The sequence below is a fragment of the Nocardia sp. NPDC051570 genome (genome assembly GCF_044454005.1).
Taxonomy (GTDB): domain Bacteria; phylum Actinomycetota; class Actinomycetes; order Mycobacteriales; family Mycobacteriaceae; genus Nocardia.
The window spans coordinates 269,449-293,568 of sequence record NZ_JBITDI010000007.1; the positions used below are offsets into that span (position 1 = coordinate 269,449).

Annotated in this window: 27 protein-coding genes; 6 read left to right on the forward strand and 21 right to left on the reverse strand. The window is 67.0% G+C overall.

The genetic code is table 11. The annotated features are described in order from the left end of the window. Positions 1–10: 10 nt before the first annotated feature. From ACIA76_RS19960 to ctaD, 8 genes are all read right to left on the reverse strand, one after another. Positions 11–775: an enoyl-CoA hydratase-related protein gene (locus ACIA76_RS19960; RefSeq protein WP_397153319.1), complete on the reverse strand. Its 765-nt coding sequence runs from the start codon at positions 773–775 to the stop codon at positions 11–13. A gap of 21 nt (positions 776–796) precedes the next feature. Continuing rightward, complete coding sequence (locus ACIA76_RS19965) at positions 797–1,570, reverse strand: NUDIX hydrolase (protein ID WP_397153494.1); 774 nt, start codon at positions 1,568–1,570, stop codon at positions 797–799. 96 nt (positions 1,571–1,666) lie between these two features. After that, positions 1,667–2,500 (reverse strand): ABC transporter ATP-binding protein, encoded by an 834-nt coding sequence (locus tag ACIA76_RS19970; RefSeq protein ID WP_397153495.1) that lies wholly within the window; start codon positions 2,498–2,500, stop codon positions 1,667–1,669. A 53-nt stretch (positions 2,501–2,553) separates the two neighbouring features. Next, positions 2,554–2,721: a hypothetical protein gene (locus tag ACIA76_RS19975; RefSeq protein WP_397153320.1), complete on the reverse strand. Its 168-nt coding sequence runs from the start codon at positions 2,719–2,721 to the stop codon at positions 2,554–2,556. A gap of 76 nt (positions 2,722–2,797) precedes the next feature. Next, positions 2,798–3,556, reverse strand: a complete 759-nt coding sequence (locus tag ACIA76_RS19980) for a peptidyl-tRNA hydrolase (RefSeq protein ID WP_397153321.1) — start codon at positions 3,554–3,556, stop codon at positions 2,798–2,800. 100 nt (positions 3,557–3,656) lie between these two features. After that, on the reverse strand, positions 3,657–4,106 hold the full coding sequence (locus ACIA76_RS19985; RefSeq protein WP_397153322.1) for a protease inhibitor I42 family protein: 450 nt from the start codon (positions 4,104–4,106) through the stop codon (positions 3,657–3,659). A 53-nt stretch (positions 4,107–4,159) separates the two neighbouring features. Continuing rightward, positions 4,160–5,383: a phosphoserine phosphatase SerB gene (gene serB / locus ACIA76_RS19990; RefSeq protein ID WP_397153323.1), complete on the reverse strand. Its 1,224-nt coding sequence runs from the start codon at positions 5,381–5,383 to the stop codon at positions 4,160–4,162. Positions 5,384–5,458: 75 nt separating this feature from the next. Beyond that, entirely contained in the window at positions 5,459–7,195 is a 1,737-nt protein-coding gene (gene ctaD, locus ACIA76_RS19995; RefSeq protein WP_397153324.1) for a cytochrome c oxidase subunit I, read from the reverse strand. A gap of 190 nt (positions 7,196–7,385) precedes the next feature. Here ctaD and ACIA76_RS20000 point away from each other — a divergent pair, with 190 nt between their 5' ends. The 3 genes from ACIA76_RS20000 to crcB all read left to right on the forward strand — a co-directional run bounded on the left by ACIA76_RS20000 (position 7,386) and on the right by crcB (position 9,468). Continuing rightward, positions 7,386–8,456, forward strand: a complete 1,071-nt coding sequence (locus ACIA76_RS20000) for an iron-siderophore ABC transporter substrate-binding protein (RefSeq protein ID WP_397153325.1) — start codon at positions 7,386–7,388, stop codon at positions 8,454–8,456. 146 nt (positions 8,457–8,602) lie between these two features. Further along, entirely contained in the window at positions 8,603–9,109 is a 507-nt protein-coding gene (locus ACIA76_RS20005; RefSeq protein ID WP_397153326.1) for a fluoride efflux transporter FluC, read from the forward strand. After that, positions 9,106–9,468, forward strand: a complete 363-nt coding sequence (gene crcB / locus ACIA76_RS20010) for a fluoride efflux transporter CrcB (RefSeq protein WP_397153327.1) — start codon at positions 9,106–9,108, stop codon at positions 9,466–9,468. The genes ACIA76_RS20005 and crcB overlap by 4 nt, the downstream gene beginning before the upstream one ends. A gap of 4 nt (positions 9,469–9,472) precedes the next feature. On the opposite strand, the gene ACIA76_RS20015 is transcribed toward crcB, so the two are convergent. After that, positions 9,473–9,661, reverse strand: a complete 189-nt coding sequence (locus ACIA76_RS20015) for a hypothetical protein (RefSeq protein ID WP_397153328.1) — start codon at positions 9,659–9,661, stop codon at positions 9,473–9,475. A 295-nt stretch (positions 9,662–9,956) separates the two neighbouring features. Then, positions 9,957–11,186: a hypothetical protein gene (locus ACIA76_RS20020; protein WP_397153329.1), complete on the reverse strand. Its 1,230-nt coding sequence runs from the start codon at positions 11,184–11,186 to the stop codon at positions 9,957–9,959. A gap of 91 nt (positions 11,187–11,277) precedes the next feature. On the opposite strand from ACIA76_RS20020, the gene ACIA76_RS20025 reads away from it, so the two are divergent. Next, positions 11,278–11,979 (forward strand): glycosyltransferase family 2 protein, encoded by a 702-nt coding sequence (locus ACIA76_RS20025; protein WP_397153330.1) that lies wholly within the window; start codon positions 11,278–11,280, stop codon positions 11,977–11,979. 92 nt (positions 11,980–12,071) lie between these two features. On the opposite strand, the gene nrdF is transcribed toward ACIA76_RS20025, so the two are convergent. From nrdF to ACIA76_RS20065, 8 genes are all read right to left on the reverse strand, one after another. Then, positions 12,072–13,034 carry a class 1b ribonucleoside-diphosphate reductase subunit beta gene (nrdF, locus tag ACIA76_RS20030; protein ID WP_397153331.1) on the reverse strand — a complete coding sequence of 321 codons (963 nt, stop codon included), beginning with the start codon at positions 13,032–13,034 and terminating at the stop codon, positions 12,072–12,074. A gap of 215 nt (positions 13,035–13,249) precedes the next feature. Then, the gene (gene mgtE, locus ACIA76_RS20035; protein WP_397153332.1) at positions 13,250–14,632 is read right to left on the reverse strand and encodes a magnesium transporter; all 1,383 of its coding nucleotides are present in this window, start codon (positions 14,630–14,632) and stop codon (positions 13,250–13,252) included. A gap of 265 nt (positions 14,633–14,897) precedes the next feature. Next, complete coding sequence (locus tag ACIA76_RS20040; RefSeq protein WP_397153333.1) at positions 14,898–16,025, reverse strand: ATP-binding protein; 1,128 nt, start codon at positions 16,023–16,025, stop codon at positions 14,898–14,900. 467 nt (positions 16,026–16,492) lie between these two features. Beyond that, positions 16,493–18,598, reverse strand: coding sequence for a class 1b ribonucleoside-diphosphate reductase subunit alpha (gene nrdE, locus ACIA76_RS20045; RefSeq protein WP_397153496.1), 2,106 nt, complete (start codon positions 18,596–18,598; stop codon positions 16,493–16,495). A gap of 35 nt (positions 18,599–18,633) precedes the next feature. Then, the gene (gene nrdI, locus ACIA76_RS20050; protein ID WP_397153334.1) at positions 18,634–19,083 is read right to left on the reverse strand and encodes a class Ib ribonucleoside-diphosphate reductase assembly flavoprotein NrdI; all 450 of its coding nucleotides are present in this window, start codon (positions 19,081–19,083) and stop codon (positions 18,634–18,636) included. 74 nt (positions 19,084–19,157) lie between these two features. Continuing rightward, positions 19,158–19,391: a redoxin NrdH gene (locus tag ACIA76_RS20055; protein ID WP_062511933.1), complete on the reverse strand. Its 234-nt coding sequence runs from the start codon at positions 19,389–19,391 to the stop codon at positions 19,158–19,160. A 424-nt stretch (positions 19,392–19,815) separates the two neighbouring features. Beyond that, positions 19,816–19,938 (reverse strand): type B 50S ribosomal protein L36, encoded by a 123-nt coding sequence (gene ykgO, locus ACIA76_RS20060; RefSeq protein WP_062511938.1) that lies wholly within the window; start codon positions 19,936–19,938, stop codon positions 19,816–19,818. A gap of 120 nt (positions 19,939–20,058) precedes the next feature. Further along, positions 20,059–20,625 (reverse strand): NAD(P)H-dependent oxidoreductase, encoded by a 567-nt coding sequence (locus ACIA76_RS20065; protein ID WP_397153335.1) that lies wholly within the window; start codon positions 20,623–20,625, stop codon positions 20,059–20,061. A gap of 166 nt (positions 20,626–20,791) precedes the next feature. Between ACIA76_RS20065 and ACIA76_RS20070 the strand changes: the two genes are divergently transcribed. Beyond that, on the forward strand, positions 20,792–21,400 hold the full coding sequence (locus tag ACIA76_RS20070) for a TetR/AcrR family transcriptional regulator (RefSeq protein ID WP_397153497.1): 609 nt from the start codon (positions 20,792–20,794) through the stop codon (positions 21,398–21,400). A gap of 99 nt (positions 21,401–21,499) precedes the next feature. Then, entirely contained in the window at positions 21,500–22,342 is an 843-nt protein-coding gene (nadE, locus tag ACIA76_RS20075) for an ammonia-dependent NAD(+) synthetase (protein WP_397153336.1), read from the forward strand. On the opposite strand, the gene ACIA76_RS20080 is transcribed toward nadE, so the two are convergent. The 3 genes from ACIA76_RS20080 to moaA form a co-directional block, all read right to left on the reverse strand. Then, positions 22,339–22,743 (reverse strand): DUF1003 domain-containing protein, encoded by a 405-nt coding sequence (locus tag ACIA76_RS20080; RefSeq protein ID WP_397153337.1) that lies wholly within the window; start codon positions 22,741–22,743, stop codon positions 22,339–22,341. The genes nadE and ACIA76_RS20080 overlap by 4 nt on opposite strands. 70 nt (positions 22,744–22,813) lie before the next feature. After that, the gene (locus ACIA76_RS20085; protein WP_397153338.1) at positions 22,814–23,056 is read right to left on the reverse strand and encodes a MoaD/ThiS family protein; all 243 of its coding nucleotides are present in this window, start codon (positions 23,054–23,056) and stop codon (positions 22,814–22,816) included. Continuing rightward, a complete protein-coding gene (gene moaA, locus ACIA76_RS20090; RefSeq protein ID WP_397153339.1) occupies positions 23,049–24,107 on the reverse strand; it encodes a GTP 3',8-cyclase MoaA in 1,059 nt (352 codons plus the stop codon). Before moaA ends, ACIA76_RS20085 begins: the two co-directional genes overlap by 8 nt. Positions 24,108–24,120: the final 13 nt, after the last annotated feature.

Consider the following 24,120-nt stretch of genomic DNA (forward strand, 5'->3'; position numbering starts at 1 on the left):
GACTGCCCGCTCAGCGGCCCACGAATTCGGCCGCACCCGGTCCGTCGATGAGATGAGAACGTGTTCCTATGCTGCGATCTTCGGTCGCGAACAACTCCGCCCATTCGGCGCGGGCCGTCTCACTGCCCAGCACGCCCGCGGCGAACACCCGCTTGGCCGCGGCCAGCGCACGGGCCGGGCCGCCCACGAACTGCCGGGCCCAGCGCAGCGCGGCGGTGTAGACATCGTCCGGGGCGACCACCTCGTCGACCAGACCGATGGCCGCGGCCTCCGCCGGATCGACGAAGCGCCCGGTGAACACCAGATCCTTCGCGCGCGCGTCGCCGATGAGCAGGCTCAGCCGGCGAATCCCGGCCAGCGGGATCAGACCCGTCCGGATCTGCGGCAGACCGAGCTTCACGTTGTCGCCGATGATGCGCCGATCCGCGCCCAATGCCAGCTCCAGCCCGGAGCCCAGGGCATATCCGCTGATCGCCGCGACCGTCGGCCGCGGAATCAGGGACAGACCGTGCAGGGCGGTCTGCAGGCCGTCGGCCACCGCCTTGCCCTGCTCGTAGGTCCAGCGCTCCAGCTCGGCCACCTCGTCGCCCGCGCTGAACACCCGCTCGTCGCCGTAGACGATCACCGCGGCGATCTCCTCGTCCCCGGCGATCCGCTCGGCCGCGTCGGCGACCTCCCGGGCCACCTGCAGATCGATCAGATTCATCGGCGGCCGCGCGATGCGCAGCACGGCGATCCCCGCCTCGGGTCGGTCCACGGTCACGAATTCGGCCACGACGGACGAGCCTACAGATACTCAGTCGGGCCGCTGCGAGCCGCGGATTCGGGAACCGTCGGGAAGCTCGCCGAAGTAGCGGAGATTGTCCGGGAACCCGAGCCTCGGCTGCCCCTCCTCGGCGCCGAGCACCGGCATGATCGGCTCGATCACCGGATTCGCCACGAGAATGGCTGCGGTGGACGGGAATTCGGCCAATGCCATCAGCTGGGACCAGGTGGGCGGGAGCAGCACGTCGAGTCCGGAACGCCAGCGGTCCAATGCCTGGGCCGGGGTGCACCAGCGGACCTCGTGCGCCTCGGTGGTGGCGCCGTCGGCGCGCTGGCCCCGCGGCAGCACGGCGACGAAGAAGCGGGTGTCGTAGCGACGGGTCTCCACCACCGGGGTGATCCAATTCGCCCAGGGCCGCAACAGATCCGCGCGCAGCACCAGATTCTCCTCGGACAGGAATCGGCCGAGGGACAGCTCACGGCGCTCCAGCGCCCCACGGACCGCGCGATAGGCGGCGGTATCGGAGACGACGGTCTCGGCGGTCGGCCCGGCCAGCAGCACACCGCATTCCTCGAAGGTCTCGCGCACCGCGGCGCACACCAGCGCCTGCGCCCGCGCGGCGTCGATGCCGAAGCGCTCCCCCCACCACGCCGGATCCGGCCCGGCCCAACCGATTTCGGCCTGCGCGTCGGAGGGATCCACCCCGCCGCCGGGAAAGACGGTCATCCCGGCCGCGAACGCCATCGCCTCGACCCGCCGCTGCAGAAACACCTCCGGCCCGTCGTCCCCGTCGCGCACCAGCATCACCGTCGACGCATCCTTGGGCACGGAACCGGGCCCGGCAACAGTCTCGCTCACAACTCGCACCCTAACGTCTGCTTGGTGTAGGGAGGACAAGCATCAACCGCGGCGGTGACGACCCAGGCGCTGGGAGCGGCGGGCGAAGTAGCGGCCGTCGATGCGGTCCAGGGCGATGGATTGGCGAAAGGCCTCGCTGAGGTTCTCGGCGGTGAGTACGTCGGCGAGCAGGCCCTGGGAGACGATGCTGCCCTCGTTGAGCAGCAGGGCGTGGGTGAAACCGGGCGGGATCTCCTCGACGTGATGGGTGACCAGCACGGTGGCGGGGGCGTCGGGATCGGAGGCGAGATCGCCGAGCTTCTCCACCAGCTCCTCGCGCCCGCCCAGGTCCAGACCCGCGGCCGGTTCGTCCAGCAGGAGCAGTTCGGGATCGGTCATCAGGGCGCGGGCGATCAGCACCCGCTTGCGCTCGCCCTCCGACAGGGTGCCGTAGGCCCGATCCGAAAGATGTTCGGCGCCCAGGCTTTCCAGCATATCGATGGCGCGGTCGGTGTCGATATCGTCGTATTCCTCGCGCCAGCGGCCCATCACCGCATAGCCCGCCGACACCACCAGATCGCTGACCTTCTCATCCAGCGGGACCCGGCTGGCCACCGCGGCCGAGGACATGCCGATGCGCGGGCGCAGTTCGGTGACATCGGTGCGACCCAGCGTCTCGCCGAGCAGATTCGCCTCGCCGGAGGTCGGATGCACCTCGGCCGCGGCCATCCGCAGCAGTGTGGTCTTACCGGCGCCGTTCGGGCCCAGGACGACCCAGCGTTCGTCCAATTCCACCTGCCAGGTGACCGGACCCACCAGTGTGTGGCCCGACCGCCGGACGGTCACGTCGTTGAAATCGATGAGCAGATCGGGATCCGGTTGCGGCACGGGCTCCATCTTTGCCCACGCACGCGCGCCGTCGCCATTGTGGTCGGTTTGCACGATAGGTGTCATAACCTGCCGCGGCGCTGCCCGTGGCTGAATTCGTCATCGTGACGGTGTGATTCGTCACGCTCCCGGGAATGCGGGCGCGGTGAGCGGAACATCCGTCCGAGCACCAACGCCACCGGAATCGAGCACACGATCCACACGCCGAGCACTATCCACAGTGTCGTCATCTCCGTGCCTCTCCGGAAATCGTGCACCGATCCTCCCGCACGGAAGCCTTCGCGTCGACCATCCGTCGCAGGTACGTCACCACCGATCGGGCGCGGTGGCGATCACCGTCATCGAGCCGGGCGCCACCTCGGTGAAGCCCGCATCGCGCACGGCGGTCGCCGAGCCATCCCGGACCCGGTCGCACAGTCTCGACCACTGCTCCGGCCCGGCGTCGCGTACCGCGCACCGGTAACCGCGCAGCGACCACGCGTACACCTGTCGCACCGGCAGCGCACCGGCGAGCAGCATGCTCGCATGCCCGACCTGTGCGGCCGCCTTGCCCACAGTCATACCCAATTCCGCATGCACCCACAGAACCGGGAGGTCGGGATCGGTCGGGCCGGGCGCGTCGTGTTCGAGATCGGTGCCGCCGATCTGCAGTTTGCGGATGCGCGGGTCGACCTCACCGACCGCGCTCGGGACCAGCGCCCGCGCCTGCGCGCCGTCCACCTCGACGGTCACCCCGTCGACCTCCTCGGCCGTCAGCCACTGCGCACCGCGGGCACGCCGCGACACCTTGCGAATGCGAGACCACTTCCAGGTCAGATAACGCTGTTGCCATTCGCCCTCGGCGCCCACCCGCGGATCCAGGCATAGCGCGACCACGGATGTGGCGGCCGCCGCCAGCAGCGAACTGCGCAGGGGCGGATCGTCTTTCGGGATGTGCAACACCATCTGCATGGCCTGGGCCAGCGCCGGATCGTCCGGATCGCCGCCACCACCGTATCCGCGCGCCAATTCCGCGTGCCGCGCAAGGAATCCCGCGTCGAGTTCGGTTACCGCCTCCGGAGTCACGGATTCAGCCTATCGTTCGCCCTGCGAACGACCGCGGCCCTCGAGTAGCCGCCCAGCGGATGGAACCGATTCGCTGCCGCCACATTCCGGGGCAGCAGGTTCAGCGGCCGACGTCGAAGGTGACGGTGAAGCTCTGGGACGGTTCGACGCCCTGTTCCCAGGGACGCAGATAGCCCAGTGTGAGGGTGGTACTGCCCGCCGCGACGGCGGTGAAGGTCCAGACCGAGGTGCCGCCCACGCCCACCCGATTGCCTGGATTCGGGTCGGGGCGGAAGTCGGGCTCGTCGGCCTGTTTCACGATGGCCTGGTCGAGCTCTCGCAGCTGCCACTGGTAGCCGGTGGTCGGATTGGCGGCCAGCGAGACCTTCACCTGCTGGCCCGCCCGCACCGCGACCCGGGTGCCGTCGGCCTTCGCGTCGAGATTCACCGGAGATGACACCGAGCTGGTCGGCGCGGCGCTGGTCGGCGCGGGATCGCTGGTCGAATTGTTGGATCCGCAGGCGACGAGCGTCAGGCCGAGCAAGGCGATCACCAGTAGTGGAGCACGCATCGCAGTCCTCCCATAGATGGGTGAATATGCAGCTCAGCGTACCGGGATTGCGCTCAGTCCAGCGGAACCCGACGTAACAGGCCGTCGCGGGCATCGGCGGCCTCGACCTCCTCGCGGGTCACGCCGAGGATGAACAGGATCGCGTCCAGATACGGATGCGACAGGGCCGTGTCGGCGATCTCGCGCAGTGCGGGTTTGGCATTGAAGGCGATGCCCAGGCCCGCGGCGTTGAGCATATCGATATCGTTGGCGCCGTCGCCGACCGCGACCGTCTGCTCCATCGGCACCCCGGCCTCGGCGGCGAAACGGCGCAGCGCCACCGCCTTACCCGGCCGGTCCACGATCTCACCGAGCACCCTGCCGGTCAGCTTGCCGTCGACCACCTCGAGCGTATTGGCCTGCACGAAGTCCAGTTCCAGCTCATGCGCCAGCGGCTCGATCACCTGCCGGAAGCCGCCGGAGACCACGCCGCAGCGAAAACCCATGCGGCGCAACGTGCGAATGGTCGTGCGCGCGCCCGCGGTCAGTTCGATGGCCTCGGCCACCTCGTCGATCACCGATTCGTCGAGCCCGGCCAGTGTCGCCACCCGCTGGCGCAGCGATTCGGCGAAGTCGATCTCGCCGCCCATGGCCGCCTCGGTCACCGCGCGGACCTCGTCCTCGACACCGGCGTGCGCGGCCAGCATCTCGATGACCTCGCCCTGGATGAGCGTGGAGTCGACGTCGAACACGATGAGCCGCTTGGCCCGTCGCGCCAGACCCGCGCGCTCCACGGCCACATCGACATTCGCCGTCGCGGCGACCTCGGCGAGCGTCGTGCGCAGTCGGGTCTCGGCCGGATCGGAGACGGGCGCGGTCACCATCAGTTCCAGGCCCGTCACCGGATAGTCGGCGATACCGCGGATGGAGTCGATGTTCACGTTCTGCTCGGCCAGCTTGCGCGCGATCGTGCTGAACGCCCTCGCGGTCACCGGGCTGCCGAGCACCACCACCGCATGTGTCGAGAGCCGGGCTCCGGCAACCGTATTCGCGCCGATCTCGACATCGACCTGCATGCCGACCGTGGCCATCGCGTCCTCGAGCTGATCCTGCATACCCTCGGGATCGCCGGGACAGCTCACCAGCACGCCGAGGGTCAGCCGACCCCGGATCACGACCTGTTCGACGTCGAGCAGATCGACCCCGTTACGCGATAACGCCGCCAGCAGCACCGAGGTCACGCCCGGCTTATCGGGGCCGGTGACGGTGATCAGCACCGTCGTCTCGGACGCGCCCACAACGAAACTCCGTTCTGTGACACCGAACGCGGCGGCCGTCTCGAGAGACGGCCGCCGCGCCGGAGTGATCTGCTACTAGCTCGACACCTTCTCGAGCTCCTTGACGTGGTGGGACTTACCGCCCCAGCCGACGTGGGCCTCGGCCCGCATCCGCTCCACCATATGCGGATAGTGCAGCTCGAACGCCGGACGCTCGGACCGGATACGCGGCAGCTCGTAGAAGTTGTGCCGCGGCGGCGGGCAGGAGGTCGCCCACTCCAGCGAGTTGCCGTAGCCCCACGGATCGTCCACGGTCACGACCTCGCCGTAGCGATAGCTCTTGAAGACGTTCCAGATGAACGGCAGCGTCGAGGCGCCGAGGATGAACGCGCCGATCGTGGAAATGGTGTTCAGCGTGGTGAATCCGTCGGTCGGCAGATAGTCCGCGTACCGACGCGGCATACCCTGCGCACCCAGCCAGTGCTGCACCAGGAAGGTGGTGTGGAAGCCGATCATGGTCGCCCAGAAGTGCCACTTGCCCAGGCGCTCGTCCATCATGCGGCCGGTCATCTTCGGGAACCAGAAGTAGATGCCCGCGTAGGTGGCGAACACGATGGTGCCGAAGAGCACGTAGTGGAAGTGCGCGACCACGAAGTAGGTATCGGATACGTGGAAGTCCAGCGGCGGGCTGGCGAGGATGACACCGGACAGACCACCGAAGAGGAATGTCACGATGAACCCGACCGAGAACAGCATCGGCGATTCGAAGGTCAGCTGCCCTCGCCACATCGTGCCGATCCAGTTGAAGAACTTCACACCGGTCGGCACCGCGATGAGGAAGGTCATGAACGAGAAGTACGGCAGCAGCACCGCACCCGTCGCGTACATGTGGTGCGCCCACACCGCGATCGACAGCGCCGCGATGCCCAGGGTCGCGTAGACCAGCGTGGTGTAACCGAAGATCGGCTTACGACTGAAGACCGGGAAGATCTCCGAGACGATGCCGAAGAACGGCAAGGCGATGATGTACACCTCTGGGTGACCGAAGTACCAGAACAGATGCTGATACAGGATCGCGCCGCCGGTGGCCGGATCGTAGATGTGCCCGCCCAGATGCCGGTCGTAGGCCAGTGCCATCAGCGCGGCGGTCAGCAGCGGGAAGGCCAGCAGCACCAGCACGCTGGTGACGGCGATATTCCAGGTGAAGATCGGCATGCGGAACAGCGTCATACCCGGGCAGCGCAGGCAGACCACGGTGGTGAGCATGTTGACACCACCGAGGATGGTGCCCAGACCGGAGACGGCAAGACCCATGATCCACAGATCCGCGCCGACACCCGGGGAGTGCACGATATCCGACAGCGGGGTGTAGGCGGTCCAGCCGAAGTCCGCGGCGCCGCCGGGGGTGATGAAGCCCGCGGTCGCCATGGACGCGCCGAACAGGTACAGCCAGTAGCTGAAGGCGTTCAGGCGCGGGAAGGCGACGTCGGGGGCGCCGATCTGCAGCGGCAGCACGATGTTGGCGAAGCCGAACACGATCGCGGTCGCATAGAACAGCAGCATGATCGTGCCGTGCATGGTGAACAACTGGTTGAACTGCTCGGGCGAGAGGAACTGCAGGCCCGGGCGCGCCAGCTCGGCGCGCATCAACAGCGCCATGACGCCACCGATGAGGAAGAACGACATCGCCGTCACCAGATACATGACGCCGAGCACCTTCGGGTCGGTCGTGGTGACGGCCTTGTAGATGAACGAACCCTTCGGACCCAGCCGCGCAGGGTACGGCCGCGTCGCTTCCAACTTGGGGACTGGCTGGGGCTCTACAGCAGTCACTGATCCTCCTGAAGGTATGCCTTCTGGTCGTTGTCGTACGCACGTCTTCCCGTGTCCGGGTTCGGCGCACGGCGAACGACGGGTGGCTTGCGCTACGACAGATCGTAATCGGTGCTGCCGCAAGCATCGCCCCGGGTCCTACTCTCTGTCGTAATTGGGCGCGGCGCGGGCCGTGTGTACCCTTCCCCGCATGCCGGTGCTCGAGTCCGACCCCACCCGCAACATCCCAGCTGACGACCGCGTCCGCGCGCGGCGGCTACGCGCCGGTGGACTCGCGCTAGCGGCGCTGGTGATGCTACTCACCGGATGCGCGAACGGATCCGACGACGAGGCGAATATCGTTCGCACGACGACCAGTATCGCCGGGGCGGATGTCGTCGGCATCGAGCGCGATACCCGTCAGGCCTGCTCGCTGCCGACCACACCGGATCAGTCCGCGGGCGCTCATGCGGCCGCCGGAACCCAGGTTCCCACCGATCCGCAGCGCATCGTCGTACTCGACCCCACGGCCCTGGACGCGGTGTGCGCGGTCGGCCTGTGGGAGCGCGTCGTCGGCGCCGCGACCCTCGACGGACCGGCGCCGCAGCCCGCCTATCTGGGCACCGGCGTGAACAAGATCCCGAGCGTGGGCGGGGTCGGCAGCCCGGATCCGGCGAAAATCGCCGCGCTGCAACCGGATCTGATCCTCGGCACCGCCGCACCGAACGCCGACGCGTTGCGCGGTATCGCCCCGACCGTCCTGGTCGGCGCGGCGCCCTGGCAGGCGCAGTTCACCGCGCTGGCCGACGGTATGGATCGCGCCGGCGCGGCCGAGAAGGTCCTCGGCGACTATCGCACCGTCGCCCGCGATACGGGTGCCTCGGTCGCGTCGAGCTATTCACAGGCGTCGATGGTCCGCTTCTCCGCCAACGATATTCAGATCCTCGGCGACGACAGCTTCGCCGGGCAGGTGCTCGCCGACGCCGGTGTGCAGCGGCCGGGGCCGCAGCGCGGGCACACCTTCACGGTGCCCGGCGCCGACACCATCGGCGATCGCGATCGGATCGAGGGCGATATCGTCTATGTGATGTTCGACGGGCCCGATGGCAAGAACCACGGCCAGGCCGTCATGAAGTCCAAGGGTTGGAAGCAGCTGAGTTCCACCTCCGACCGGCGCCAATTCGCGGTCGACGACACGATCTGGCACGGTTCGGGCGTCACCGCCGCCCGTGCGCTGCTGGTTGATCTGCACGACACACTGAACAGCTACGCTCAAGGCTGACGTTCGGGCATCACTCTGGTTACCCTGGACGGATGTGCGGCGGTGGGGCTCGCCGCTCCGGACACCGGAACAACCGCGGCATTCGCGCCGCCGACAGTCCCTACCCGATGCAGGTACGCCTGCCGTGAATCGAGTAGGAGACGCGTGTGACCAGAGAGTTGATCGAGGAGCCGATCGATCCCGACCTGGACCCGGATCCCGCACGGCCGCAATGGGAACCGGTGCGCGATCAGGTGACACTACTGGGCGTGATCGCCCTCGGCGGCAGCGTCGGCGCGCTGGCCCGCTACGGGCTGGCGCAGCTGTGGCCCACTCCGGTCGGCGGCTTCCCGTGGGCGACCTTCACCACCAATGTGCTCGGCTGCTTTCTCATCGGGGTGCTGATGGTGCTGATCACCGACGTATGGATGGCACACCGATTGCTGCGGCCGTTCCTCGGCGTCGGCATCCTCGGCGGCTTCACGACCTTCTCCACCTATGCCAGCGAGATACGAAACCTGTTGCAACCCAATACCATCGGCCTCGCCTTCGGCTATCTGGCCGGAACGCTGATCTGCGCCCTGCTCGCCACGATGCTGGCGGTGCGGCTCACCCGCGCGACCTATGAGACCCTGCACCGCCGCTCGCATCATGCACACAGGGGCACAGCATGACCCTGCTCCTGGTCGCCCTGGGCGCCGCGGTCGGCGCACCGCTGCGCTACCTGCTCGATCGGGCCGTGCAGACCCGCCACGACAGCGTCTTCCCCTGGGGCACGCTGCTGGTCAACATCGCCGGCTGCCTGATGCTCGGCGCGCTCACCGGCGCCGCCGCGGCCACACCCGTATTCGCCTTGGCCGGAACGGGTTTCTGCGGCGCGCTCACCACCTACAGCACCTTCGGCTACGAGACGATCCGCCTGACCGAGGAACGCAACTACCTCTACGCCGCACTGAACGTGACGATCAGCGTGATCGCCGGACTCGGCGCGACCCTACTGGCCTACACCACCGCTCACGCCCTGATCGCCTGACGGATCACGACAGAACTACGCAGAACTCCTTGGTGTCGTGACGACCTCCTCGGCCGTTCCGCCGCACATCGGACACGTTGGCCGGGGAGGCATACGACACTGCCGGGCTGTCGGCGCACTGGGCGAAGACGTGATCGACACCGGCCAGGCAGTAGGAGCATCCCTCACCCGGGTGGCCCGCACGGTCGGTCACTATTCGCTGGATTGGTTCCGTGCCGGGGTGCCCAGATCGAGCAGGGGCGCCGGGGCAGGCTGTTCGGATAGCTTCGGGAGCCGGACGCACGGAATCGCGTTGACCGACTCCGGTCACGCCACGGGAATCCCGCAGGGACAGTGCGAGTCTGGTGATGATGTTCGCCACGATGTTTTTCTCTCGGTGAGTGAGTGATCCTGCCTCCACCGAACTGGTCGCTCGCTCTCACGAATCCGTTACCGGATGGACCGACTACTACAAAACCTTTAGCTCCAGCTTCACAACATCCGACCTCCTACCGTCGGCGCGTGATGAGCCATGTCCCGCCGACGACGATCAGGGCGAAGATCGCCAGGCCGCCGCCCAGTCCGGCGATCATCCACAGCCGGGCCGCCAGGCCGAGGTTGCCGTTGAGGGTGATGTTCAGGGAGCCGACGGCGAAGGCGATCACGGCGGCGAACAGTGACACCAGCTCGACGGAGCGGATCTGGCCGCGCAGGGCGGAATCGGACAGGTCGCGCAGCTGCAGGGTGTATTGCTCTGCGAGAGCGGCGATGTCGCGGCGGTGCTGGTCGCCGAACTCGCGCAGCTGTTCGGCCTGGCGGGCGCCGTCCTGCGCGGTGCGGATCTTCTCGCGTTCCGCGGTGTACTGCTCGAGCAACAGGTTCTGGCTGCCGCGCCAGCCGATCGCCGGCAGCAGCCGCAGCGCGGTGTCGACGCTGTCGAAGGCCGCATCGAACTCACCCGACAGCCGCAGGCCGATCGCCAGGCGGAAGTGGAACATATGGTCGCCGGGGCGCTCCGCGACGGCCTCGGTGGCCCGGGCCCGCAGCAGTTCGCCCCGGCCCTCGAAGTCGAGTCCGATCGCGAGACCGTTGAGTGCCACATCGACGGTCTCGCGGGTACGCTCGGGCGAACTCCAGGCCCGGTCGAACAGGGTGCGCGCATGCCCGGTGGCGTAGGTGCGGCTGCCGAGGGCGGCGAAGGACTGCAGAGCCACGAACAACGGTGTGCCCCAACGGCTTCGGCTGATCGATACCGACAGCAGTGACGAGTCCAGGAAGTGGTACAGATCGTCGAATCGCAGATTCGCCCGCAGCTTCCCGGCGTGGTACAGAACGGCGAAGTAGGCGCGCCCGCCCGCCGGATCGGCGGCGAGGATATCGGCGGTGGCATCGGCGATCTCGCCCGCAGATTCCACCGAGTCGCGGGTGATGAACGCATATCCCATCGCCCACTTCTCGCTCACGGCCTCGCGGTGCTCGGGTTCGACATGTTCGTCGATCCAGCCCGCGCAATCGACCGCCGTTGCCAGCGTGGGCATTTGCGTGAACTTCAGATTCCAGAAGCGATCCGCGCAGATCAGATAGGGATCGGCGGCGAAATCGGCCGAGGCGACAGTGAATTGCGGCTCCACGCGCCGCGCGATGTACTGCCGAGCCCGTAGATCGCATTCGCGATCGAGGTCCCGTGATGCCCCGGCCGCCAGTGCCGCCAGCTCGCGCTCGATAGCTCCGTGATCCATCCTGCTCCCTGCCTCCCGTCGTAGCCGGACCGATTGTGCCGCTTGAATATCGAGAGTGCACCAAGATCGCCGAGATGGCACACTGACCACCATGCGGGTGGAGGTGTTGACGGCGGTGCACGGAGCCTACGCCCACTTCCTCCCCGACACTTGGCGCTCCCTGTGCGCCCAGACCTATCCGGACTGGCTATGGCTGATCCAGATCGACGGTTCCGCGACCACCGTCGTCCCGGAGCTGATCGCCTGCGGCGCCGCCGACGATCCGCGAGTACGCCTGGCATTCAACGGAACCCGCGAGGGCCCCGCGATCACCCGCAATGTCGCCCTGGGCCGCGCACGGGCCCCCCTTGTGCAGAACCTCGACGCCGATGACCAACTCGAGCCGACCGCACTCGAAACACTCGTCGCGGCCCTGAACACACACCCCGCCGCGGGTTTCGCCATAGGTGTGGCGCGCGATCTGCTGTATTCCGGTGAGCTGGTGGAGTTTCCGCTACCGTTCCCGCCGGGCCTGCTCCCCCGCGGCGCACTGCTCGAGGCCTGGGTGACCGAGCCCGACGACTACCGCCTACCCGTCCACCCCGCCGGAACGATGTGGCGCCGCCACCTGCTCCTCACCGCCGGAGGCTGGGCGGGCCTACGCAATATGGAAGACACCGGCCTGCTCATGGCCGCCTCCGCCCTCGCCCCCTGCGCCCTGGTCGACAGGGTCACCCTGCGCTACCGCAAACATCGAGCACAGATCTCCGCCCAAACCTCCGATTTCGCAGGGGGGGGGATCAGATTTCGCTGATTCGCCAACGCGCGGCCGCCTTACTCGCGGGGCCGGGCTGGGGCAGCGCGCCAGCAACGATCTGACGCGCCCACCTCAGGCGGTACGGAACCTCAGAACTCCCAGTCCTCATCCTCGGTATTCACGGCCTTACCGATGACGTAGCTCGAACCCGACCCCGAGAAGAAGTCATGATTCTCGTCGGCGTTCGGCGACAACGCCGAGAGGATGGCCGGGTTGACGTCGGTTTCGTCCTTGGGGAACAGGCCCTCGTAGCCGAGGTTCATCAGGGCCTTGTTGGCGTTGTAGCGCAGGAACTTCTTGACGTCCTCGGTGAGGCCGACCTCGTCGTAGAGGTCCTGGGTGTATTCGACCTCGTTCTCGTAGAGCTCGTAGAGCAGTTCGAAGGTGTAGTTCTTCAGCTCGTCGCGCTCGGCGGGGGCGAGCTGCTCGAGGCCCTTCTGGTACTTGTAGCCGATGTAGTAGCCGTGCACCGCCTCGTCGCGGATGATCAGGCGGATCAGGTCGGCGGTGTTGGTGAGCTTGGCGCGCGAGGACCAGTACATCGGCAGGTAGAAGCCGGAGTAGAACAGGAAGCTCTCGAGCAGCGTGGAGGCCACCTTGCGCTTGAGCGGCTCGTCGCCGCGGTAGTAGGCGAGGACGATCTCGGCCTTGCGCTGCAGGTTGCGGTTCTCCTCCGACCAGCGGAACGCGTCGTCGATCTCGCGGGTGGAGCACAGCGTGGAGAAGATCGAGCTGTAGCTCTTGGCGTGCACCGACTCCATGAACGCGATGTTGGTGAGCACCGCCTCCTCGTGCGGGGTGATCGCGTCGGGAATCAGGCTCACCGCGCCGACCGTGCCCTGGATGGTGTCCAGCAGCGTGAGACCGGTGAACACGCGCATGGTGAGCTGCTTCTCCGGCGCGGTCAGGGTGGCCCACGACGGAATGTCATTGGACACCGGAACCTTCTCGGGCAACCAGAAGTTGCCGACCAGCCTGTCCCAGACCTCGGCATCCTTCTCGTCGGGCACCCGGTTCCAGTTGATCGCAGACACTCTATCGATCAGTTTCACACCCGCTCACTCACCCTTCTCGCCTCGCCGAATCCGTGCGGATTTCCCTCGCCCAGAACACTACTACTGGGGTCTGACAACAACGAACAACACAAGACCTTGTGTCTCCGACCGTCCTGGACGAACGCGCAGAATGCGTCCTGGGATCCGCAACGACGCCTGGGAGCGTACCGGAATGCCCACCGTCACAACCGGTGCGGGACCGGCATGGCGGATCAGATGCCCAGCACCATCTTGGCGGTGGTGAAGTAGATGACCAGTCCGGTCGCGTCCACCAGTGTGGTGACCATCGGCGCGGAGATCACCGCCGGATCGATCCGTAACCGCTTGGCCAGCAACGGCATCGTGCCGCCGATGGTCGCGGCCCAGCCGCAGATGACCACCAGCGTGATGCCCACCACCACCGCGATCCGTCCCCCGACGAACACCGCCCCGATGAGCATGCCGACCGTGGCCAGCATCGCGCCCAGCACCAGCCCCACCCGCAGCTCGCGCCAGATCACCTTCAGCAGATCCGACACCCGGACCTCGCCGACCGCCAGCGCCCGCACACACGAGGTCGCCGCCTGCGCCCCGGCATTGCCGCCCGCGCCGATCAGCAGCGGAATGAACAGGGCCAGATGCGCCGCCTGCGCCAGCGTCGCCTGGAAGGCGTCGGTGACCGTCACCGTCAGCGTCGCCGCGACCAGCAGGAGCAGCAGCCACATCGCCCGGTATCGGGCCAGCTGAAAGACCTTGGCCGCCATGTAATGTCCGGCCCAGGGCTGGGTGCCGGCCTGGCGCGCGACGTCCTCGCTGTCGGCGGCCTCGATCACTTCCACCGCATCATCGATGGTGAGCAATCCCACGAGCCGGTCCTCGCTGTCGACCACCGGCAGATTGATGACATTGGTCTCGCGCATCAGCCGGGCCGCCCGTTCGGCGGAATCGGTGGCGCGCGCGAAAACCGGTTCGGTGACAACGAGATCGGACACCATCGCCTCGGGCGCACTGAGCACCAGCTCGCGCAGCTCCACGATGCCGATCAGCCGCCGCCCGCCGTCGACCACGGGCAGGGTGTACACCGTCTCGGCGCCCGAACCCTTGGCACGCACGGAACGCAGCGCCTGTTCGACCGTCAGATCCCGCGGCAGCGCAACGACTTCCGGGGTCATGTACCGGCCGACCGACCCCTCCGGATAGCCCAGCAACGCCGCGGTCATCCGCCGCTCGTGCGGGCTCAGCCCGGCCAGCACCTTCTTGGCGACCTTGGCCGGGGCCTCGCGCAGCATCCGGGCGCGGTCGTCGGGATCCATCTCCTCGACCAGTTCGCGGAAGCTCTGATCGCGCAGACCGGTGAGGATCTGCTGCTGATCGACCGGCTCGAGCTCCTCGAATACCGCCAGCGCTCGATCCTTGTCCAGCAGCCGGAAGGCCATCCCGGCGTGCAGGGCGTCCATGCGCGCGAGTTCGTCGGCGATCAGATGCGGCGGATGGGCCTCCAGCCAGCGCAGCGTAGCCTCCACGCGGTGGCTGCCGACGACGTCGCACAGCGATACGGCGGGCGCGGTCCCGGGGGACAGCGTGGGGGCAGCGACGGACAGATCTGTCGGCGACATGGCAGTTCCTCGGCAAGCGAGTCGATGATGAGTGGATCGAGATACCGGATCACACCGCGAGGCACCGACCCCGCTGCCGCCGAACTACCGGCAGGACGTAGGGGCGGCGCCGCACGGCCTTCGACTGGGGGGTTCGCTACGCACAGCTACCCACCTCCTCGTTCTCGGCCACTTGTCACGGGTGCGCCGCCCGGCGCACAGCAACTGCCCGCCTATTTTACTGTTCGGGGACTCCCGACATGCCAGCGGGGACGATACGGGCCGATTACCAGGACGGCGCCGGTTCGCGACTGGTCGCGACGGCCGGCAGGGTGACGATCATCGTCAACCCGCCCCCGGGTGTGTCGTCCGGCATGAGGCGTCCGCCCATCGCCTCCACCAACCCGCGCGCCAGCGCCAGGCCGAGTCCGGTACCGGTGTGGTTGTCGCGATCGTCGAATCGCTGGAAGGGCTGAAAGACCTTCTCCCGATGGGTGATCGGAATGCCGGGACCATGATCGATGATCCGGATCTGCACCGCGTCGCCGCAGGCGTTGGCGGTCACCAGCACCCCGCTGTCGCCGGGCGCGAAGCGTAAGGCGTTGTGCAGCAGGTTGTTCAGCGCACGATCGAGCAGCGCCGGATCGACCACCACCGGCGGCAGCGCGGCAGCCACCCGCGTCTGCACCGCGATCGCGGCCGGACCCAGATCGGCGATGGTCGATTCGACCATGTCCACGACGTGGACCGACCTCGTCGCGATGGCCAGCGTGCCCGCGCGTAACTTGCTGAGCTCCATCAGGTTTTCGACCAGGCCGTCGAGTTTGCGCAGCGAGACCGAGGCGACATCGAGCAGATCACGACGCTGATCCTCGCTGGGATGGATATCGTCGCTGGCCAGCCCGTCCACCGCGGCCAACGCGGCGGCCAGCGGCGTGCGCAGGTCGTGGCCGACGGCGGTGAGCAGCGCGGTCCGCGTCCGATCGACCTCCGGCGCCCCGGCCTCGGCGGTGGTGCGGGCCCGCCGGATCACCCGTTCGATCAGGGTGTCGAGGACCGCGCCGGCCAGCAGATAGGCGACCAGCAGCAGCACGTCCCGCGGATCGGCCACCGCGAACGAATGCAGCGGGGGCGCGAAGTAGTAAGCGAGCAACAGGAATCCGGCGAAGCTCGCCACCAGCGCCGCGAACCGCCCGCCGATCAGCGAGACCGCCGCGACCACGAACAGGAAGACCAGGGTGTCGCCGAACAGCGACAGCTCCGGCCGCAACACGGCCAGCAGCCCGGTGATCAGCGGCAGCAGCAGCGCGGCCAGTCCGAATCCGGCCACGCGCCGACGCCAGTCCACGCGTGCCGCATAGCCACGCCCGATCCCCGCCAGCACGCCCAGGCGGGCGGTCAGTGTCGCTCTCACGGTCGCCCTCCCTGTCACCGATCGGACGGCCGACGCGAGGGGCTGTGCCCTGCCCGCGCCGCGGCGTCGGCGTACGCCGTGCCACCAACCATCCTGACCGGCCAGAACCCCATGATCACGCGCCGAAACGAAATCCTGACGCAGTGTTGACGGAATTCACGCTCATCCGTGCGCTGGGGCTCGCAATGACCGAATGAGGGCCGAGATCGCGGCGCGGGTGTCGGCCCGGCGGGTGTCTCGTTCCGATTCCGCGCTCGCCGCGATCCTCGGGATGCGTCGTTCAGTGCGCCGTCGGCGGTGTTCCTGCTGGCCCTCGTCGCCGCTTGCGGGTTGCGGGGTTCGTCACTCAGGGACGACGAGTGCGGGGCCCTGCTGGCGGTCCGGCCCGGTCCCTGGAGCTCGGAACGGACGCATAGCAAAGGGGCGTCTCCGGATTACCGGAAACGCCCCTCGCGCAATGCCTTTACTCAGAGCATGCAGCTCACGCAGCCCTCGACCTCGGTGCCCTCCAGCGCCATCTGGCGGATGCGGATGTAGTAGAGGGTCTTGATGCCCTTGCGCCAGGCGTAGATCTGGGCCCTGTTGACGTCGCGGGTGGTGGCGGTGTCCTTGAAGAACAGCGTCAGCGACAGGCCCTGATCCACATGCTGAGTGGCCGCGGCGTAGGTGTCGATGATCTTCTCGTAGCCGATGTCGTAGGCATCCTCGAAGTAGTCGAGGTTCTCGTTGGTCATATAGGGCGCGGGGTAGTAGACGCGCCCGATCTTGCCTTCCTTGCGGATCTCGATCTTCGACGCCACCGGGTGGATCGAGCTGGTGGAGTGGTTGATATAGGAGATCGACCCGGTCGGCGGAACCGCCTGCAGGTTCTGGTTGTAGATGCCGTGGGCCATCACCGAGGCCTTGAGCTCACGCCAGTCGTCCTGGGTCGGGATGTGCACCCCGGCCTCGGCGAAGATCTGCCGCACCCGCTCGGTCGCGGGCTCCCAGGTCTGCTCGGTGTACTTGTCGAAGTACTCACCGCTGGCGTACTTCGATTCGGCGAAGCCGCCGAAGGTCCGCCCGCGCTCGAAGGCGAGGGTGTTCGACGCCCGGATCGCGTGGAAGGCGACCGTGTAGAAGTAGATGTTGGTGAAGTCGACGCCCTCGTCCGAGCCGTAGTAGATGTGCTCGCGGGCCAGATAGCCGTGCAGATTCATCTGCCCCAGGCCGATGGCGTGCGACTGGTTGTTGCCCTGCTCGATCGACGGCACCGAGTAGATGTGGGTCTGATCCGAGACGGCGGTCAGCGCGCGGATCGCGGTCTCCACGGTCCGGCCGAAGTCCGGCGAATCCATGGCCTTGGCGATGTTGAGCGAGCCCAGATTGCACGAGATGTCCTTGCCCACTGTGGCATAGGACAGATCGTCGTTGTAGATCGAGGGCGTGGAGACCTGCAGGATCTCCGAGCACAGGTTGGAGTGGGTGATCTTGCCCGCGATCGGGTTGGCCCGATTCACCGTGTCCTCGTACATGATGTACGGATAGCCGGACTCGAACTGCAGCTCGGCGATGGTCTGGAAGAACTCGCGCGCGTTGATCTTCGACTTGCGGATCCGCTTGTCGTCGACCATCTCGTAGTACTTCTCGGTGACATTCACATCGGCGAACGGCACGCCGTAGATACGCTCGACGTCGTAGGGCGAGAACAGGTACATATCCTCGTTGCGCTTGGCCAGCTCGAAGGTGATGTCCGGGATCACCACGCCCAGGCTCAGGGTCTTGATGCGGATCTTCTCGTCCGCGTTCTCGCGCTTGGTATCGAGGAAGCGGTAGATATCGGGGTGGTGCGCCTGCAGATACACCGCGCCCGCGCCCTGTCGCGCGCCGAGCTGATTGGCGTAGGAGAACGAATCCTCCAGCAGCTTCATGATCGGGATGACGCCCGAGGACTGGTTCTCGATCTTCTTGATCGGCGCGCCGTGCTCACGAATGTTGCTGAGCAACAGCGCGACTCCGCCGCCGCGCTTGGACAGCTGCAGCGCGGAGTTGATCGAGCGGCCGATGGACTCCATGTTGTCCTCGATGCGCAGGAGGAAGCATGAAACTGGCTCGCCGCGCTGCTTTTTGCCCGAGTTGAGGAAGGTCGGGGTGGCCGGCTGGAAGCGGCCGTCCATGATCTCGTCGACCAGCGCCTCTGCCAGCGGCTCGGCGCCCGAGGCCAGGGTCAGCGCGACCATGCACACCCGGTCCTCGAAGCGCTCGAGGTAGCGCTTGCCGTCGAAGGTCTTGAGCGTGTACGAGGTGTAGTACTTGAACGCGCCGAGGAAGGTGGGGAACCGGAACTTCTTGGCGTAGGCCTGCTGGAACAGCTTCTTCACGAAGCCCCGGCTGTACTGGTCCAGTACCTCGGGCTCGTAGTAGTTCTCCTCGACGAGGTAGTCGAGCTTCTCGTCGAGGTTGTGGAAGAAGACGGTGTTCTGGTTGACATGCTGCAGGAAGTACTGCCGCGCGGCCTCGCGATCCCGCTCGAACTGGATCTCGCCGTTCGGACCGTACAGGTTCAGCATCGCGTTGAGGGCGTGATAGTCCATGCCCTCGGTGACGGCCTCGTTGCTGACCGGACGCTCTAGGCGGGCCGTTTTTCCGGCCGGTGCTGTTGTCGTTGCCAAAACAATCCCAATCCCTCTCGGACGCGCTCGACGTCCTCGGCGGTTCCCATGAGTTCGAAGCGATACAGGTACGGCACCCCGCACTTGCGTGAGATCACTTCTCCCGCATAGCAGTACGTCTCGCCGAAGTTGGTGTTGCCGGCCGCGACGACGCCGCGCAACAGCGCACGATTGTGCGGATCGTTGAGGAACTTCGCAACCTGACGGGGTACGAACTCCTTATCGGATCTGTTGCCGCCCAGGACGCTCTTGCCGCCACCGTAGGTGGGGCAGATCAGCACATAGGGCTCGTCGACGCGAAGCGAATCGGCGGTGTGAAGCGGAATGCGGGCGGCCGGGAGACCCAGCCGCCGCACGAAACGATGCGTGGTCTCCGACGCGCTCGAGAAGTAGACCAGATTCGGCACCACTCCCCCTTTCTCCGCCGGATATCAGATGACGTGCCCGAGCAGTCACACTGACGTGCCTGAGCGCGGAGCGATCAGGCTGCGGCAGTCACCAGGGCCTTGATGCGGTCCGGGCGGAAGCCGGACCAGTGGTCGTCGCCGGCGACAACCACGGGCGCCTGCAGGTAGCCCAGCGCCATGACGAAATCGCGGGCCTCGGGGTTCTCGGAGATGTCGACGACCTCGTAATCCACACCGGCCTTGTCGAGGGCGCGGTAGGTGGCATTGCACTGAACACAAGCGGGCTTGGTGTAGACGGTGATGGTCATTGGTCTCCCTCTTCTCCTTGCCTTGTCCGGTATGCAGTGCACGACTGAAGCCAGCTCCCCGGCCACCCGCACGCCGGGACAAGTCCTGATCCTGCGCAAACCCCTGGAAGCGGTCGCCTAGGCCCAGGTCGCGTGAGTGTGACCGGCGCGGAGTCCGCATCGTTCTCCAGTGCCGTAGACACTACACCTAGTGGCCGACAGATTCATCCAACACGACATGTTGCGAGTCACAAAGGTGAAATTCGGTCGGCGTAAGTACCTGGACAGTCGATTCGCAACCCGACACGACAGTGGCGCAGATCACGATTTCGCGTCACAGCTCTTTCCCAGCAAACTCATCCGCATCACCAGTCACACGGCACCGGGTCACAGCAAAGGGCCGCCCATCCACACCGGACGAGCGGCCCTGGACACCGGCGTGTCGTCAGCCTTGGCGAGCCTTGAACCGCGGCTCCTTCTTGTTGATCACGAACGTACGCCCCCGCCGCCGCACGACCTGAGCCCCCGGCTTGTCCTTCAACGACCGCAACGAGTTCCGAACCTTCATACTGTCACCTCCACTGCTGAAAACGGTTTTCATAGTCTATACATTCCACCGATGAAACCGAAGACCCCCGCCCGGCGCTGACGCGCCGGGCGGGGGACAGAGGTAGCTCCGCTGGATGGGTCAGGCGTTGACGCGGGCCTGGGCGGCCTCGACCAGGTCGTGGACGGCGGCGGCGAGTTGGGTGAGGGCCTCGGCGTCTTCGCGGGGGTGGGCCTCGGCGAAGCGCTGGTTGATGGTGCCGAAGTGGAGGTGGGCGCTCTCGACTACCGCGGCGCCGGCGACGGTGAGGGCCTTGACGGTGTCGGCGTGCGACCACTTGGCGGCGTTCGGGCTGATCGAGGCGCTGATCACCGCGGCGGGCTTGGCCTTGAGGCTGCCCTGGCCGTAGGGGCGCGAGGCCCAGTCGATGGCATTCTTCAGCGCGGCGGGGATGGTGCCGTTGTACTCGGGGACGAACAGCAGCAGGCCGTCGGCCGCGGCCACCGCGTCGCGCAATGCGGTCGCCGTCGCGGGCTCGCTACCGGGAATGTCGATGTCCTCGTTGTAGAAAGGGATATCGGCGAGACCGGAGAAGATCTCGACCTCGACACCCTCCGGGGCGGTCTGGGCGGCGGCCTCGGCGAGCTGCCGGTTGAACGACCCGGTGCGCAGGCTACCGACGAGAGCGAGAAGGCGAGTCTGGGACATGGTCACTCCTTGTGCAGTGGGCGGGGTGTTCCGCTTTCATGCCACAATAACCGGACCATGGTCCGCTTCATTCCCTACCCTCAGGTAGCCCGCCGTGAGCCGTAGCACACCTATCGAACCACCGAAATCGATTCCGATCGAGCCGATCTCGGTGCCGTTCCCCCCGATCGAATCGGCCGCTTTCCTGCCGGTGGCCGAACATACCGAGCGTAGCGATGCCGCGCGCAATCGGCAGCTGCTGCTGGACGCGGCCGAACAACTGGTCCGCGAGCACGGCGCCGACGCGGTCACCATGGACGCGGTCGCCAAGCGCGCGGGCGTCGGCAAGGGCACGGTCTTCCGCCGCTTCGGCAGTCGCGCCGGGCTGATGATGGCCCTGCTCGACCAGTCGGATCGAAAACTGCAGGCCGCCTACATCTTCGGCCCGCCGCCGCTGGGCCCGGACGCCCCGCCGGTGGAGCGGCTGGTGGCCTTCGGTCGCGCCAGACTGGCCGATATCGAGGTGGAGGGCGAGGTGCGCCGGGCCGCCGACGAACACGGCCGATTCACCACACCGCCCTACAACATCGCCAAAACCCATGTGGCCCTGCTGCTGCGGCAGGCCGGGGCGCGCGGCGAGATCCCGCTGCTGGCCGACACCCTGCTGGCCACGCTGGACGCCACCCTGGTACTGCATCAGATCCAGGTCCTCGGCTACACCCTCGACCAGGTCGGCGACCATTGGGAACGGCTGGTCCGCACGCTCGTACCTCGCGTCCATGGAACAGATGATTAGGCGTCCATGGACCAGACGATCAGCGTCCATGGACCAGACGATCAACGCCCACGGACCAGACGATCAACGCCCACGGACCAGACGATTAGAGTGACGCCCATGGGGAATCTGCGCGAACAGATCATCGCCGAATTGGGCGTACAGCCGGTCATCGAGCCGAAGGTCGAGGTGCGCCGGCGCGTCGATTTCCTCAAGGACTATCTGAAGTCCACGCCCGCAACGGGTTTCGTACTCGGCATCAGCGGCGGTCAGGATTCCTCGCTGACCGGTCGGCTGTGCCAGCTGGCCGCCGAGGAGCTGCGCGCCGAGGGCCGCGAGGCCACCTTCGTCGCGGTGCGGCTGCCCTACGGCGTGCAGGCCGATGAGCAGGACGCCCAGATCGCGCTGCGGTTCATCCGCCCCGACCGCTCGATCGAGGTGAACGTCAAGCCGAGCGCCGATGCGGTGGCGGCGGAATCCGCGCTGGGCCTGCGCGAAATCCTGGGCGAGTTGCCACAATTGCGCGACTTCGTGCGCGGCAACATCAAGGCCCGCGAGCGCATGGTCATCCAGTATTCGATCGCCGGTCAGCTGAACATGCTCGTGGTCGGCACCGATCACGCGGCCGAGGCGGTCACCGGCTTCTTCACCAAATACGGCGACGGCGGCGTCGACATCACTCCGCTCACCGGCCTCACCAAACGCCAGGGCACCGCGCTGCTGCAGGAATTGGGCGCCCCGCCGAGCGTCTGGCAGAAGGTGCCGACCGCCGACCTCGAGGACGATCGGCCCGCCCTGCCCGACGAGGTCGCCCTCGGCCTCAAATACGCGCAGATCGACGACTACCTCGAGGGTCGGGATGCCGATTCCGAGACCGCCGAGCGGATCGAGTCGATCTACCGCATGACCCGGCATAAGCGGGCACAGCCGGTGACACCGCTCGACACTTGGTGGCGCGGCTAGGTCTTGGGGGCCGGATCCTCGATGATCCGGCGATGCAGCTCGGTGGTCATCGCATGGATGGCACGGGTCAGTTCGGTATTGGTCTTGAGCTCCAGCTCCGATTCGGAGAAGTCGTGATCGGCCTTCATCTGCTGGAATTCGGCCTGCCGGTTCTGGCCGATCATCACGAAGGTCGACAGGAAGATCGCTTCCAGCGACACCACCAGGGTCAAGGTCGGCCACGGAGTCTTCTCACACCAGATCATCCACACCGCGAACGCGACCGCGTGGATATAGACGAACCGCATCGATCCCGCGAACTTGGTGATCCAGTCCGCCACCCGCAGCTGCAGGTCTCCCTGGCGCTTGGCTCGGAAGTCGACCACGACCGGATGCTGTGCGGATTTCGGCGATTGGGTCATGGGAGCTCCTCGGCGGATCGACAGCGAGCGGCGACGCGCGAAATGCTATCCGGCCCAGAGCGTCCCGGGATCATCCGCCCGCGAAGGGCGGCAGCACGTCGACGCGCGGGCCGAGCCGCATACTCCCGTCACGGGTGAGTTCGTCGCCGATGAGGAAGGCGCATACCTTCACCATCGTGTCGAGGTCGGCGCCGTAGGCCGCCGACAGCGCCCCGCGCAGGTCGTCGACCGTGGCACCGGCCGGGAGATCGAACTGTTCGCGCGTCCTGCCGACCGCGTCGGCAATCGCGGCGAAGTAACGGACCTCAACCACCGATCGCTCCCATCGTCCGTTCCGGGGGCACGAATCCGGCGGCATCGATACCGTGCCCGGCCCATTTGTTCCACATCGCGCCGCGCCACAGCGTGGCCAGTTCGTCGTCGCCCACGCCCGCGCGCAGCGGTGTGCGCAGATCGTATTCCTGATCGCTGAACAGGCAGGAGCGGATCATACCGTCGGCGGTCAGCCGGGTGCGGTCGCAGTCGCCGCAGAACTTGCGGGTCACCGAGGCGATGATGCCGACCGTGGCCGGGCCGCCGTCGACCAGCCAGCTCTCCGCGGGCGCGGCCGGATCGTCGCGGCCGATCTCGGCGAGGGTGAACCGCGCGGTGAGCACATCGAGCAGTTCGGCGGCGGTGACCATATTCGCGCGCGCCCATTCGTGATCGGCGTCGAGCGGCATCTCCTCGATGAATCGCAGCTCGCAGCCCTCGTCCAGGCACCACCGCAGCAGATCCGGTGCGCCGGAAAGGGTTTCGCGCATGAGCACGGCGTTCACCTTCACCGGCGCCAGCCCGGCCCGGCGGGCGGCGCGAATTCCGGCCAGGACCGAACCGAGCCGATCGCGCCGGGTCAGCCGGGCGAAGCCCGCCCGATCGACGGTGTCGAGGGAGACGTTGACCCGGTTCAGCCCGGCCCGAGCCAAGCCGGCCGCGCGATGTTCGAGGCCGACCGCATTGGTGGTCATGGCCAGCGGCGTCGTGGGCAGTTCCGCGCGGCAGCCCGCGACGATCTGTTCCAGATCGCGGCGCATGAGCGGCTCGCCGCCGGTGAAGCGGACCTCGCGCACCCCGAGCTCGCGCACGGCCAGGGTGACCACCCGCACAATCTCCTCGGCCGAGAGCAATTCGTCGGCAGGGATCGCGGGCAGGCCCTCCTCGGGCATGCAATACGTGCAGCGCAGCGAGCACTTCTCGGTGATGGAGACACGCAAATCGCGGGCTACCCGCCCGAATCGGTCGACCAGATGTGGAGTGTCGGGCCGGCCGTCCAGCGCGGGCCGCTTGCCTCGCACGGCGGGAATTCCCATCACAACCACGGTCACGGCACCCATTATT